Annotated in this window: 14 protein-coding genes, 1 tRNA gene and 3 pseudogenes; 8 read left to right on the top strand and 10 right to left on the bottom strand. The window is 71.9% G+C overall.

Annotated elements, in window-relative coordinates; genetic code table 11:
- Nucleotides 1-249 (bottom strand): annotated as a pseudogene (locus ACXJKG_RS13620) (hypothetical protein); the annotation flags it as partial.
- A gap of 112 nt (nt 250-361) precedes the next feature.
- Nucleotides 362-613, bottom strand: a complete 252-nt coding sequence (locus tag ACXJKG_RS13625) for a DUF4242 domain-containing protein (RefSeq protein ID WP_456846288.1) — start codon at nt 611-613, stop codon at nt 362-364.
- 45 nt (nt 614-658) lie between these two features.
- On the opposite strand from ACXJKG_RS13625, the gene ACXJKG_RS13630 reads away from it, so the two are divergent.
- The gene (locus ACXJKG_RS13630) at nt 659-1,675 is read left to right on the top strand and encodes an AraC family transcriptional regulator (RefSeq protein ID WP_456846289.1); all 1,017 of its coding nucleotides are present in this window, start codon (nt 659-661) and stop codon (nt 1,673-1,675) included.
- A gap of 119 nt (nt 1,676-1,794) precedes the next feature.
- On the top strand, nt 1,795-2,652 hold the full coding sequence (locus tag ACXJKG_RS13635) for a CPBP family intramembrane glutamic endopeptidase (protein WP_456846290.1): 858 nt from the start codon (nt 1,795-1,797) through the stop codon (nt 2,650-2,652).
- 10 nt (nt 2,653-2,662) lie between these two features.
- On the opposite strand, the gene ACXJKG_RS13640 is transcribed toward ACXJKG_RS13635, so the two are convergent.
- The gene (locus ACXJKG_RS13640) at nt 2,663-3,637 is read right to left on the bottom strand and encodes a hypothetical protein (RefSeq protein ID WP_456846291.1); all 975 of its coding nucleotides are present in this window, start codon (nt 3,635-3,637) and stop codon (nt 2,663-2,665) included.
- Between the two features lie 53 nt (nt 3,638-3,690).
- Nucleotides 3,691-3,882 (bottom strand): hypothetical protein, encoded by a 192-nt coding sequence (locus ACXJKG_RS13645; RefSeq protein WP_456846292.1) that lies wholly within the window; start codon nt 3,880-3,882, stop codon nt 3,691-3,693.
- A gap of 146 nt (nt 3,883-4,028) precedes the next feature.
- On the opposite strand from ACXJKG_RS13645, the gene ACXJKG_RS13650 reads away from it, so the two are divergent.
- Nucleotides 4,029-5,444, top strand: a complete 1,416-nt coding sequence (locus ACXJKG_RS13650; protein WP_456846293.1) for a DUF2252 domain-containing protein — start codon at nt 4,029-4,031, stop codon at nt 5,442-5,444.
- A gap of 31 nt (nt 5,445-5,475) precedes the next feature.
- Complete coding sequence (locus tag ACXJKG_RS13655; protein ID WP_456846294.1) at nt 5,476-6,681, top strand: NAD(P)/FAD-dependent oxidoreductase; 1,206 nt, start codon at nt 5,476-5,478, stop codon at nt 6,679-6,681.
- A gap of 18 nt (nt 6,682-6,699) precedes the next feature.
- Here the strand turns inward: ACXJKG_RS13655 and ACXJKG_RS13660 are convergent, their stop codons facing one another.
- Nucleotides 6,700-7,128, bottom strand: a complete 429-nt coding sequence (locus tag ACXJKG_RS13660) for a hypothetical protein (RefSeq protein WP_456846295.1) — start codon at nt 7,126-7,128, stop codon at nt 6,700-6,702.
- A gap of 226 nt (nt 7,129-7,354) precedes the next feature.
- Between ACXJKG_RS13660 and ACXJKG_RS13665 the strand changes: the two genes are divergently transcribed.
- Nucleotides 7,355-7,609, top strand: a complete 255-nt coding sequence (locus ACXJKG_RS13665) for a hypothetical protein (protein WP_456846296.1) — start codon at nt 7,355-7,357, stop codon at nt 7,607-7,609.
- A 25-nt stretch (nt 7,610-7,634) separates the two neighbouring features.
- Nucleotides 7,635-7,838 (top strand): hypothetical protein, encoded by a 204-nt coding sequence (locus tag ACXJKG_RS13670; RefSeq protein WP_456846297.1) that lies wholly within the window; start codon nt 7,635-7,637, stop codon nt 7,836-7,838.
- A 117-nt stretch (nt 7,839-7,955) separates the two neighbouring features.
- On the opposite strand, the gene ACXJKG_RS13675 is transcribed toward ACXJKG_RS13670, so the two are convergent.
- Nucleotides 7,956-8,040, bottom strand: a tRNA-Ser gene (locus ACXJKG_RS13675).
- A gap of 168 nt (nt 8,041-8,208) precedes the next feature.
- Here ACXJKG_RS13675 and ACXJKG_RS13680 point away from each other — a divergent pair.
- Nucleotides 8,209-8,574, top strand: coding sequence for a VOC family protein (locus ACXJKG_RS13680; RefSeq protein ID WP_456846298.1), 366 nt, complete (start codon nt 8,209-8,211; stop codon nt 8,572-8,574).
- Between the two features lie 48 nt (nt 8,575-8,622).
- Entirely contained in the window at nt 8,623-9,450 is an 828-nt protein-coding gene (locus ACXJKG_RS13685) for an inositol monophosphatase family protein (protein WP_456846299.1), read from the top strand.
- Between the two features lie 17 nt (nt 9,451-9,467).
- Here ACXJKG_RS13685 and ACXJKG_RS13690 read toward each other — a convergent pair whose 3' ends face one another.
- The 4 genes and pseudogenes from ACXJKG_RS13690 to ACXJKG_RS13705 all read right to left on the bottom strand — a co-directional run.
- Nucleotides 9,468-10,022, bottom strand: coding sequence for a hypothetical protein (locus ACXJKG_RS13690; protein ID WP_456846301.1), 555 nt, complete (start codon nt 10,020-10,022; stop codon nt 9,468-9,470).
- 153 nt (nt 10,023-10,175) lie between these two features.
- Nucleotides 10,176-10,325, bottom strand: a pseudogene (locus ACXJKG_RS13695) (DUF2510 domain-containing protein); the annotation flags it as partial.
- A gap of 17 nt (nt 10,326-10,342) precedes the next feature.
- Entirely contained in the window at nt 10,343-11,806 is a 1,464-nt protein-coding gene (sthA, locus tag ACXJKG_RS13700; protein ID WP_456846300.1) for a Si-specific NAD(P)(+) transhydrogenase, read from the bottom strand.
- 45 nt (nt 11,807-11,851) lie between these two features.
- Nucleotides 11,852-12,563, bottom strand: a pseudogene (locus tag ACXJKG_RS13705) (hypothetical protein); the annotation flags it as partial.

Below are 12,563 nucleotides of genomic sequence, written 5' to 3' on the forward strand. Positions count from 1 at the left end.
GCCCAGGATCAGGGCCGCCGACGCGAGCCCGATCGAGAGGACGGTGRACGGGCTGCCGAAGCCCGACGCCTGGGCGACGAGCGCCAGCACCACGAGCGAGGCGGACACGACCGTCAGGTGGATGGTGATGCGGCTCATCACCTCGGACCAGAGCGTGCTGCGCGTGGCCAGCAGGCTCCAGTGCTCCGTGGCGAGGATCTGGGCGCGGACCGCCGGCGACGGGGTCGGGGGCGTCTCGGGTGCGGACATCGGTGTCTCCTTCCGGCGCTCCTGGCCACGCTAGGGCGCCCCGCACCGGGACCGAAAGGCACAAGGCCCGTGACCTCGCATCGCTGCAGGTCACGGGCCTTCGGTGGAGAGCTCAGACGCCCTCGTCCACCCGGTAGATCTCGTCCGCGACGAGGCCGTGCGCCTGCCGGTGGACGGTCGCGGCCGTCTCGGCGTCGGGGGCGTCGACCAGACAGAAGATCTTGCCCTGCGTCTCGTCGACCCAGTACTTCAGGTAGTTCACGTCGTAGGAACCCTGGGTGTGCAGGTCGGCCTGGTGAGCCTGGGCGACATCGCCCATCCCAACAGGTCCGTCGATGTGGTGGATGTCCATGAACAGCGGCATTGTCGTACTCCTTGCGTGATGTGTCGGTATGACACGATCAGCCTCGTGGTGAGCACGTCCGCGGACCATGACCGCGTCACCGGCCTTCCTGATCGGGACCCCACGTACCCGGTCCTGCTGCAGACCGCGCTGGAGCGGCTCAGGCTCGAGGGCGCCGTCTTCCTGCGGGCCGAGTACCGCGAGCCGTGGACGTACGAGTCGATGTCCGGCCCCGTGACCGCCGCCATGCTGCGACCGGGCACGGATCGGGTGGTGCTGTTCCACGTCGTCGCGTCCGGGTCGTGCTGGGTGGCGGTCGGTGATGGCGCGAAGCACTGGGCAGGCCCGGGGGACGTCATCGTGCTGCCGTACGGCGACCAGCACCGGATGGGCGGCCTGCAGGACGCCGACGTCGTGCCCATCACGACGTTCATGCCGCCGGCCCCGTGGGCGCAGATGCCGGTGCTCCGGTACGGCCGGGACGGCTCCGAGACCGACGTCGTCTGCGGCTACCTGCACAGCCTCGACCCGCTGTTCGACCCGGCGCTGAGGGCGTTGCCGCCCGTGTTCGTGGTCCACCCGACCGGCCCGGCGTCGCAGTGGGTGCAGGCCAACATCGAGTACGCCCTCGAGCAGACGTCGGCGGGCACCCTCGGCATCCCGACCCGCCTGCCCGAGGTGCTGCTGGTGGAGGTCCTGCGCCTGCACCTGGCGACCGCCCCGGCTGTGGACCAGGGCTGGACCGCGGCTCTGCGGGATCCGGTGCTGGCCCCCGCGCTGGCGTCGATCCACCGGCGGCCCGAGCGCAAGTGGACCGTCGAGCTGCTGGCGCGGGAGTCGCTGGTGTCCCGGTCGCAGCTGGACACCCGGTTCCGTGAGGTGCTCGGCCGCTCGCCGATCCGGTACCTCACCGAGTGGCGCATGCACGTGGCGCAGGACCTGCTGGCGACGACCGACCTCGGGGTGGTCGCGGTGGCGCACCACGTGGGCTACGACTCGGAGGAGGCGTTCAGCCGCGCCTTCAAGCGCAGTCGCGGGGACGCGCCGAGCGTCTGGCGGGCGGGACACTCGACGCTCTCCTGACCTGGAGGTTCCCGCCGGGGTCGGCTTGTTTGTAGGCGATTTGTCAGCGATGGTGTGAGTCCAGCGAGCAGGCACGGCGTTGCTGCTCGCGTGACGACCCGCTACGACAGGAGCCGCCCGTGACCTCGATCGACCCGACCTCCCCCTCTCGCTGGAAGGCCTTCTGGGACCGCGGGGGCTGGTGGCGAGCGGTCCTGGTGGCCGTCGTGTACCTCGCGCTCTACATCGGGGCCGGGCAGCTGGTCGGGGCTCTGTTCGGCGACCAGGTGAACGCCGACGACATCTTCGCGACGCCGCAGAGCGTGTTCTTCGGGTTGCTCGTGCCCCTGGTTCTCGGAGCGGTCGTGCTCGTCGCGTTCGTCGCGTCGGTCGGGTGGTTCCCGCTGCTGTTCGCGCGACAGCCGATCCGTGGCTCGTGGTGGATGTGGCTCGCGCCCGTCTTCGTGGTCGCGGCGATCGTGCTGCGGCTGCTCGGCATCGACTACGCCTCGTATGCCGCCGGTGTGGTCGCCGTGACCTTCGTGGCCGGGCTGTTCGTCGGGTTCGTCGAGGAGATCTTGACCCGGGGCATCGTGGTGAAGATGCTGCGGGACTCGGGCAAGTCCGAGTGGGTCGTCATGGTGCTCTCGTCGTTGATCTTCGGGCTGATGCACGCGACGAACATCTTGGGCGGACAGGAAGTCGTCACCGTCCTGGTGACCGTCGCGTTCGCGTTCGGTTTCGGCATCTGCATGTACCTGACGCTGCGCGTGACCGGCAACCTGATCTGGCCGATGCTCATCCACGGCCTGTACGACCCGACGCTGTTCCTGGCCACGGGCGGGATCGACGAGGCGGCGACCGCGCCGCAGAGCGTCCTGCTGACCGCGGCCGGACCGGCGAACCTCGTCTTCATCCTCCTCGCGATCGTGGCGCTGATCTTCGTGCGGGGGCGGGTCCAGAAGCCGGCCGCGACAGTCGAGGCAGCGACCGCCTGACGGCCGAGCGTCAGCCGACGTCGTCGGCCCAGAGCTGCAGCGGCTCGTCCGGCCACTCGACGAACCCGTCACGGACGAGGGCGACCCAGCTCCCGGCGACGATCTCACCGACCGCTCGGCACCGACCGCTCTGCACGTCCTCGGGCCAGCTGGCCTCCACCCACCGGAAGGTGCCGTGCGCCGCCTCGACGCGCAGCGTGCCCTTGTCGACCCTCTCGAAGCTGATGACCTCGACGGTCCTCGCGTTCCGGAGCGACCGCTGGGCGCCTCGAGGCCGAGCACTCATCAGCACGATCGCGACGGGGATCGCGCAGAGGCCGATCCCGAGCGCGAAGGCGCCGACGGGCGAGTAGATCCAGCCGGAGTGGGTCGCGACGTCCATGACGTGGTCCGGGGTGGTGGGGTCGACCACCACGACGACACGGTCGCCGACCTCGGCATCGGGCAGGTCACCGTAGAGCTCGACCCGCTGCCCGTCGAGCTCCACGGTGACACCATCGGGACCGCCTCCTCGGTTCGGCAGCATGTCCCGTTCGACGGCGACGACCGGGGCCGTCACGCGAGGCTCGTGCGCCGCGACCTCCGCGTCGTGCAGGGTGCCCGATGCCGCCCACCAGACGACGCCGGCGGCGGGCACCAGGACGAGCCATCGAGCGGCGCGCCAACGGCCCCAGCGACGCGCGGAGGCGACGACCAGCCTGCGGGCCTTCTCGTCGTCCTCGTCGATCGGCGGGGCCAGGGCCGGCGCGACGATCGTCACCCGCGGCCAGCGGCGGGCGAGTGCGCCGGCCGCCAACCCGAAGGCCGCGAACCACGTGAGGCCGATGGCAGGCACGATCGCGTACAGGTTGTCGAGCGCCGTCCGGCTGCCCCACGCCAGCGGGAGCAGGAGCACGAGGGCGACCGTCACCAGGTAGCCCAGGGCGATCGCGGCCTTCACGCGGGGGGCGAGGCCATCGATCGGATTGCCGGCGTCGACCGCCACGTGCCCTCCTCTGGTCGGCGCCGATCATGCCGCACCGCAGGAGGTTGTCGTGCTCAGGCGCGTGGACGCCGGGCCGACGTGACGATCAGGACCAGCCCGACGACGGCGATGATCGGGCCGACGACCGCCCACAGGGTGACCCCCGTCATCGCGCTCCCGCCGAGGTAGCCGAGCCCCTGGAGCGCGAAGATCGTGCCGATGACCAGCAGCACGACCCCCAGGACGACGGCGAGCGGCTTGCGCATGGTGGCGTCGTCTCCCTCAGGCGTCGGTGGCAGGGGTGTCGTGCGCGTCCAGTGTGGTCCGGTGCGGAGTGGGGCGCCATCCCCGTCGGGTTGACAGGCGCGGGAGACTCCGGAGGTCAGGGCATCCGACTCCGAGGTGGGCATCGATGGACGGACGGCCTGTCGCCGGCCACGTGGTCCTCCAGAGCGCCGACAGCAGCGACTACGCGTCGTTGCGGCGCCGGCCGGCCACCCGCGAGGAGCGCTACCGGACCGGGCACGCCTTGCGCGAGGCCGTGCCGCGCTCGTCGCTGGGGGACTGGTCTCCGACGGACCGTGACCCCGTCGCGCAGATCATCGAGAGCCACGAGGGGCGGTTGGAGTCGCTGATCCCCCTCCGCGTCGGACGCATGTCGGCCTCGCCGTACGGGTTCCTGCGCGGGTCGGCCGTCGTCATGGCCAACGACCTGGCGACCCTGCCCGTCACCGGCATCACGCCCGTGGTCTGCGGCGACGCGCACCTGGGCAACTTCGGCTTCTACGCGTCGCCCGAGCGCGACCTGGTCATCGACCTGAACGACTTCGACGAGGCCCATCCCGGCGCGTGGGAGTGGGACCTGCGCCGGCTCGTCGCCAGCATCTGGGTGGCAGGACGGCAGAACGGTGCGCCCGAGCACGCGTGCGAGTCGGCCGCGGTCTCCTGCAGCGCCGCCTACCGCGACGAGATCCGACGCCTGGCCGACCGGCCGCTGCTCGCGCGCTCGTTCGAGCGGCTCGATGTCGACCGCATCCACGAGCGGGCGCCGCACGGCACGCTGGCCGCCGAGATCGACCGGGCCGTGAAGCGCGCCCGGACCCGCACGAGCGACCGTGCGCTGCCGAAGTTCACCGCGTCGGAGGGCGGTCAGCGCCGGATCGTCGAGCAGCCGCCGCTCATCACGCGACTGTCCGACCGTGAGGCGGACCTCGTCGCGGAAGGTCTCGACGACTACCTCGCCACGCTCGCCCCGCACTGGCGCCGGGCGCTCGGCGGCTACACCCTCGTCGACGTCGCCCAGAAGGTCGTCGGCGTCGGCTCGGTCGGCCTGCGCGCCTACATCGCGCTGCTCGAGGGATCGAGTCCCGACGACGTCGTCTTCCTCCAGCTCAAGCAGGCGCGGCGGTCGGTGCTGGCCCAGCACGTCCACGGCGACAGCGCCTGGCACGCGCACCAGGGCCAGCGGGTCGTCGAGTACCAGCAGGCGCTGCAGACCGTGAGCGACCCGCTGCTCGGCTGGACGACGGTGGGCGGCCTGCAGTTCTACGTGCGCCAGTTCCGCAACATGAAGGGCACGGTCGCCCTGGACGCGATCGACGCGGCCGCGCTCGGGGACTACGCAGGGATCGTCGGGCGCCTGCTGGCCAAGGGCCACGCGCGGACCAGCGGGGCGTCGATGATCGCCGGCTACGGGGGCCGGTCGGACAAGCTGGACACCGCGATGGCCCGGTTCGCGCTCGCGTACGCGGACCAGACCGAGGCCGACCACGCCGCCCTGGTCCGGGCCGTGGCGGCGGGACGGCTCCCGATCGAGCGCGGGGTCTGAGGACCTGGCCGACGTCGGATACGTTCGCCCGATGAGCAGGGCGAGCGTGGTCGGCGGCGGGCCGGCGGGACTGATCGCCGCGGAGGTGCTGGCCCGGGCCGGCGTCGCGGTGACGGTCTACGACGGGATGCCGTCGCCCGCCCGCAAGTTCCTCCTCGCGGGGCACGGCGGGCTGAACATCACGCACTCCGAGGACCTCGAGCCGTTCCTGGCGCGGTACGGCGCCTCGGCCGACCGGCTCGCGCCGATGCTCGAGAGCTTCGGCCCGCTGGACCTCCGCGCCTGGTGCGCCGGCCTGGGTGAGCAGACGTTCGTCGGGTCGAGCGGGCGGGTGTTCCCGCGATCGTTCCGGGCGACGCCGCTGGTCCGCGCGTGGCTGGCGCGCCTGGCCGATCTCGGGGTCGTGATCGAGCGGCGGCAGCGCTGGACCGGGTGGACGGACGGCGGGCTGCAGCTCACGGGTGCCGACGAGGTGGCGCGCGAGGTCGTCGGCGACGTGACCGTCTTCGCGCTCGGGGGAGCGTCGTGGCCGCGGCTCGGGGCGGACGGCGGATGGGTCGGCCCGTTCTCCGAGCGTGGGGTCACGACGACGCCGCTGCGACCCGCGAACGTCGGGATGCGCGTCGAGTGGACCGGGACGTTCGCCGACCGGTTCGAGGGGGAGCCRCTCAAGCACGTCGGTTTGTCAGTGCGCGGGCACCGGTCCCGCGGTGATGCGATGGTCACGCGGACCGGCATCGAGGGCGGCCCGGTCTACGCGATCGGCGCCGCGATCCGCGATGACCTCGATTCCGACGGTCGCAGCGTGATCGAGGTCGACCTGCGTCCGTCTCTGTCCCACGAGCAGGTCACCGAGCGGCTGGAGCGTCGTCGGCCGAAGGACTCCGGCTCGAACTGGCTGCGCCGGACGCTCGCCCTGGACCCGGTCGCGATCGGGCTGCTGCGGGAGGGGCTGGCGGGGGCGCTGCCGAGCGACGCGTCAGCCATGGCGTCGCTGGTCAAGGCGGTGCCGGTGGTGGTGACCGCGACCATGCCGATCGAGCGGGCGATCTCGACGGCGGGCGGCATCGCGTGGTCGGAGGTCGACGAGTCGCTGATGCTGCACCGGCTGCCCGGCACGTTCGTCGCCGGCGAGATGCTCGACTGGGAGGCGCCGACGGGCGGCTACCTGCTGCAGGCCTCGTTCAGCACCGGCGTGGTCGCGGCGCGCGGGGCGTTGGCCTGGCTGGAGGGATAGTCGGTCGAGCGACGACGGTCAGCCGCAGTCGTCGCAGATGCCCGTCGCCGGGAGGGTCATCAGGCACGTCGGGCAGATCGCCGGTGCGGCCTCACGGGTCGGGGTGGCCCGGACGGCCGGCGTGCGAGTGGCACGCGGGGCGCGGACCGGGGCCGCGCGTACGGCCGAGGCCGGCTCGATGACCTCGAAGCCGCGCTTGCGCAGGATCGTGACGGCGCTCTGCATGCCGCCGTGGAACTCCTCGGACGTCGCCAGCCGCCCGGTCGCGTACCGGTGCGCGACGCCGAGGACGGCCCTCGAGTCGTAGCTGCGGCCCTCGTGGACCAGCGGGTAGCCCACGGCCGGCGTGAACCCGTAGAGGTCGAGGAACTCGCTGCCACCGCGCTCGTCGTACTCGGCGATCGCCTGGAGGACGTGCTGGCGCGAGACGGAGGAGAAGGTGGCCACGACGAAGGAGCGTACGTCGGACCGAGGGTGATCGGTCCATCGGCCACGTCGGGCCGACCGTCGTGGACGTCGAGCTTGCCTCCCGCGAGGCGGCTCGCGACGTCGGGGTTCTGGTGTCCGGGGGGCAAGAACATCGACCGGCGAACCGACGCCTTGCGGACCCGCTCGTCTGCGAGCATGTGTCGCCACGACGAACGGATCGAGCGTCGTCGGGAAGGGCTGAGCCGTGTCGAGCTGGGAGCGGACAGCCCTTGTCGTGGGCGCCGCGATGGCCCTTGCCGGCGCCGGCCTGGCGCAGTGGGCCACCGGCGGACGGTCGCCGTTCACCGGTTGGTCTCTCGATGAAGCAGAGCGCAGGAAGCGGCGACGGCTCATCGAGCGACGCTTCCCCCGGGTCGGACGCTGGCTGGTCCCCGTCGCGTACGCGGTGGCCGTGCTCGGCGCTGTCATCTTCGCCTCGGCCGCGTTCGCGGCAAGCTAGCTACCCCACGGACAGGCGTCGACCGATGACACGACCAGCCCGAGAGCCGGGGTCCTGGACGGCTGGGCGAGGTCTCGGGTGCGGGTGCCTGGTCGTCGCCATCGCGCTGGCGTTCTTGATCGTGATGATCACGCTCGTGCTGCCGAGGTTCGTCGTGCGCGGTGTGCCTGACGGGGCGCTCGGCGTCGGGACATCCTCCCGCCCGGTCGTGCACCTGGTCAGCGAGTGACGCATGTGGCGGTGGGGCCCTGCGACAGGATCGCCCACCGACAGCTGACCTCGAGGCCACTGTCGTGGCGGCAAGTCGAAGGGCCCGCGAGCAGCTGCTCACGGGCCCTTCGGTGCGCGGAGGATGGGGGATTCGAACCCCCGAGGGCTTTCACCCAACACGCTTTCCAAGCGTGCGCCATAGGCCACTAGGCGAATCCTCCCGGCCGACTGAGGATAGCCGAGGTCGGCGGGTGCGCCGAATCCGCCTGCGACGGCCGTCGATGCGTGAACCCGCGCGGGCTGTCGTCCTCGTCGTTCCCGGTCCTACGCTTGTCCGGTTCCGGGCCTGCCACCCCGGGGGGCCCTCCAGGAGTGCGAGGAGCGAGGCCATGGCGCACGGCGACATCACGCACATCGACATCCCGGCGGACGACCTCCAGCGGGCGACCGCGTTCTACGCGGAGCTGTTCGGCTGGGATATCAAGGAGTCGCCCGGGTACGAGGGGTACCCGATGTGGGCCGCCCCGAACGGCATCAGCGGCGGCGGGTTCTCTGCGCGGGCGGGAAACCTGCAGGTGCCGCGCAGCTACGTCGAGGTGGACTCGATCGACGACGCGCTCAAGCGGGCGAACGAGCTCGGCGGCCGCACCGTCCTGGAGAAGCAGGAGATCTCGCCGACCAGCTGGTGGGCCGCGTTCGAGGACTCGGAGGGCAACCAGCTCGGCCTGTACGAGGGCACCACGGCGACCGACTGACGGACGCCCGTTCACCTGGGCGACGCACGCAGGGGCGATGATGCGCCCATGACGACGCTCATCGCCCAGGACCTCCAGCCCGATGTCGACCTCGCCCTCCGCGCCGTCGAGGCGGGCCTGGCGGTGGTGCGGGGGACCGACGACCGCGCAGTCCTGCGGCTCAAGGGCCCCAACGACCTGGTCACCGCGGTCGACCTGGCGACGGAGGACGCGGTCGTCGGCACGTTGCGGGCCGGGTCGTCGCTGCCGGTCCAGGGCGAGGAGAGGTCGCCGCGGGAGTCGGCGCCGGACCGCTGGGTGGTCGACCCGATCGACGGGACCGCGAACTTCGTCGCCGGCCTGCCGCTGGTCGCGTGCACGCTGGCGCGGCTCGCGGAGGGTGACCCGGTGGTCGGTGTGACGGCGGACGTGACCACCGGCGAGATCGTCTGGGCGGCGCGTGGCGCCGGGACGTGGGTCCGGACGGGCGACGGAGACGTCCGCGTGTCGACCCTCGACGGTCCGCTCGACTCGTTGACCGTGACGGTCGGGGACCTGTCGTGGACCTCCGTGGCGCCCTGGCCGCTCGACGTGCGGGCCAAGGCGCTGCGGGAGGTGGCGGCGACCGTCGGCAAGGTGCGGGTCGTCGGCACCTCGGCCACCGAGCTGGCGTGGGTCGCCACGGGCCGCACGTCGGCCTCGATCCTGTTCGGCAACGCGGCCTGGGACGTGGTCGCGGGCGTGGTGCTGGTCCGGGAGGCCGGCGGGGTCGTCCTCGACGCGCGGGGCGAGCCGTGGTCGCTGGAGTCCGACTCGATCCTCGCGGCCGCGACGTCCGAGATCGCCGAGGCGATGGTCGCCGCCGTGGCGCGCGGGTCGGCCGCCACCGAAGACTGATCAGACGGACCGGGCGGTCACTCCCAGGTGAACGACACCGTGTGCGTCATGGCCGAGTCGACGTAGAGCTCGACGTCCAGCGGCGTCGTGACCCCGTCCTGCCACAGTGCGGTCCCGGAGCAGCTCATCACGAGCTCGGAGCTGCCCGGCGAGGGACGGTGCATGGTGGGCCGGCGGTCGTCCGTCATCGTGAGCCCGCTGACCGACGTGAGCGGGATCTGGTCACCGGTCACCCCGGCCTGCGAGGTCGCGACGGCCTCGGCGCCGATGGACTCGCAGGTCACCGACGAGAGGCCCGACAGCTCGGCCTTCGCGCGCTGGTTGAGGAACACGGGGATGGCGATCGCGGCGAGGAGGCCGATCACGAAGATCCCGGCGATGACCGAGATGACGATGATCAGCGCCGTCCTGCCGCCGCCGCGCCCCTGGTTCGCCGGCTCTGGGGGCCAGGCCGCGAAGTTGGTGGGCGACTGCTGGGTCGCTACCGAAACGGCCGTCGGTGTGGGCTGCTGGGACCAGGCGGCGACGTTCGACGGTGCGGGCTGCTGCGACCAGGCCGCCGCAACAGGCAACTGAACAGGGGCCGGAGCAGGGGCAGGAGCCGCAGCCTGACGAGGAACCGCAACCTGAACAGGTGCGGGAGCGGCAGCCTGAGCGGGAGCGGGAGCGGCAGCCTGAACGGGAGCGGGAGCGGCAGCCTGAACGGGAGCCGGAGCCGGATCCGGTGTCGGGGCCGGCGCGCGGTGGTCCGTCCAGCCTCTGCCGTCGTACCAGCGGGCCGCCGAGGGGTCCGCGGGGTCGGGGTACCAGCCGGGCTGGGCGGTGGTCATCGGTGCTCCTGCGTCAGGGGTGTTGCCACCCACATCGGCACGCATCGCGCCCGGCTGAAGGGTCAGCTGCTGAAGCGGTCCACCTGGCGGATCTTGTTGGTCGCGTCGAGGGCGGCCACCTTGTACGCCTCGGAGAGGGTCGGGTAGTTCAGGACGGTGTCGACGAGGTAGTCGACGGTCCCGCCGCACGCCATGATCGCCTGCCCGATGTGCACGAGGTCGGTGGCGGAGGTCCCGAAGATGTGGACGCCCAGCAGCTCGCGCGTCTCGATGTGGACGAGCAGCTTGAGCATCCCGTAGGAGTCGCCGACGATCTGCCCGCGCGCTAGCTCGCGGTAGCGGGCCACGCCGACCTCGTACGGCACGGCCTCGGAGGTGAGCTCCTCCTCCGTGCGGCCGCAGTAGGAGATCTCGGGGATCGTGTAGATGCCGATGGGCTGCACCGACTGCAGCTCGCGGGCCGGCTCCCCGAACGCGTGGTACGCCGCGAGCCGGCCCTGGTCCATGCTCGTCGCGGCCAGTGCGGGGAACCCGATGACGTCGCCGACCGCGAAGATGTTCGGCACCGCGGTCCGGTACTGGTCGTCGACCGCGATCCGCCCGCGCGAGTCCGCGGACAGCCCGGCCGCCTCGAGGTCGAGCGCGTTGGTCTGCCCCTGCCGGCCGGCGGAGTACATGACGGCGTCGGCCGCGATCCGCTTGCCGGAGACCAGCCGGGTCACGGTGCCGTGGGTGTTGCTGTCGACGCCCGCGACCTCCTCGCCGAACCGGAACGACACCGACAGGTCCCGCAGGTGGAACTTCAGCGACTCGGCCACCTCGGGGTCGCACATCTCGAGCATCGCGGGCCGCTTGTCGATGACCGTGACACGGGTGCCCAGCGCCGCGAACATCGACGCGTACTCGATCCCGATGATCCCGGCGCCGACCACCACCATCGAGTTGGGCACGGACTCGAGCGCGAGGACCCCGTCGGAGTCGAGGACCGTCTTCCCGTCGAACTGCACCGTGTTCGGCCGGTGCGGCTTGCTGCCGGTGGCGATCACGACGAAGCGCGCGCTGAACTGGGTGCGGCGAACGCCGTCGTCGTCGAGGACCCCGACCGTGTGGGCGTCCAGGAACGAGCCGGTGCCGTTGAGGATGTCGATGTGGTTGCGCAGCAGCTGCGCGCGGATCACCTCGTGCTCGCGGCCGATGACGTGCTGCGTGCGGGCGAAGAGATCCTCCATCGTGATGTCGGACTTCACGCGGTAGCTCGCGCCGTAGACCTCGCGCTGCGCCATGCCGGTGAGGTACATGACCGCCTCGCGCAGGGTCTTGCTCGGGATGGTGCCCGTGTTGGTGGAGACGCCGCCCATCATGTGTCGACGCTCGATGATCGCGACCTTGTGGCCGAGCTTGGCCGACGCGATCGCCGCCTTCTGCCCGCCGGGGCCCGATCCGATCACGACCAGGTCGTAGTCGTAGTGGGCGTCGGCCGGCTCCTGCGCCACCGCGGCCTCGCCGGGAACCCCATCAGTCGCCATGAGGGCAGTCTGCAACCAAAGCGGTCGCCGCGTGAGTCCGGCGAATCACCAGCGCGTGAACGATCGGCGTGACGAGCTCGACCGGTCTTGGGTGGCTTGCTGGAGTGGTTGGCCGTGGCGGTCGGTGAAGTGCCATCGGCCGGTGGGGTGGTGGGTGATCTCGATGCCGCGGTCGTGGACGATCTCGTGGTGGTGCCAGCACAGCAGGCAGCCGGTGTGGACGTCGGTGGTGCCGTTGTCGCGGTGCCAGTGCTGGGTGTGGTGGATCTCGGACATGGCGGGTGGGGCGTCGCAGCCGGGGTATTGGCAGTGGCGGTCGCGGGCGATGATGGCGCGGCGTTTGGGYCCGGTGTAGGTGCGTTCGGTGCGTCCGACGTTCAGGACCTGGGACGCCGGTCCGAACACGACCCGGGTGATCGCSGAGTCGCACGCGAGCCGGGCGAGCACGGTGTCCGGGATGGGTCCGGTGCCGACCAGCTCGGCGACCGCGAACCGCTCCACGTCCCCGCCCAGCCCCGGCGGGCGCGGTGGTGCGGTGCCGGCGGCGGGTGGTGGCGGTGACCCGATGTCTCCCGCTGGTGGCGATCCGGTTGGCGACTGGTCGTCGCCCGCCCGGGTGCCGGGTGCGCGGTTCAGGGCGCGGTGCAGGGTGTCCAGGTCGACCACGGCGGTGATGTGCGGGCGGTGGGTGCCGGTGGTGCCGGTCAGGTCGCGGTCCAGGACCAGGCGGGTCAGGTTCAGCAACGCCCCCGCGCGG

The sequence above is a fragment of the Cellulomonas sp. P5_C6 genome (assembly GCF_054049635.1).

Bases quoted from the DNA above. Each gene is read 5' to 3' on its own strand.
- ACXJKG_RS13625 (WP_456846288.1), bottom strand. From the start codon at position 613: ATGCCGCTGTTCATGGACATCCACCACATCGACGGACCTGTTGGGATG.
- ACXJKG_RS13645 (WP_456846292.1), bottom strand. From the start codon at position 3,882: ATGCGCAAGCCGCTCGCCGTCGTCCTGGGGGTCGTGCTGCTGGTCATC.
- ACXJKG_RS13650 (WP_456846293.1), top strand. From the start codon at position 4,029: ATGGACGGACGGCCTGTCGCCGGCCACGTGGTCCTCCAGAGCGCCGAC.
- ACXJKG_RS13670 (WP_456846297.1), top strand. From the start codon at position 7,635: ATGACACGACCAGCCCGAGAGCCGGGGTCCTGGACGGCTGGGCGAGGT.
- ACXJKG_RS13680 (WP_456846298.1), top strand. From the start codon at position 8,209: ATGGCGCACGGCGACATCACGCACATCGACATCCCGGCGGACGACCTC.
- ACXJKG_RS13685 (WP_456846299.1), top strand. From the start codon at position 8,623: ATGACGACGCTCATCGCCCAGGACCTCCAGCCCGATGTCGACCTCGCC.
- sthA (WP_456846300.1), bottom strand. From the start codon at position 11,806: ATGGCGACTGATGGGGTTCCCGGCGAGGCCGCGGTGGCGCAGGAGCCG.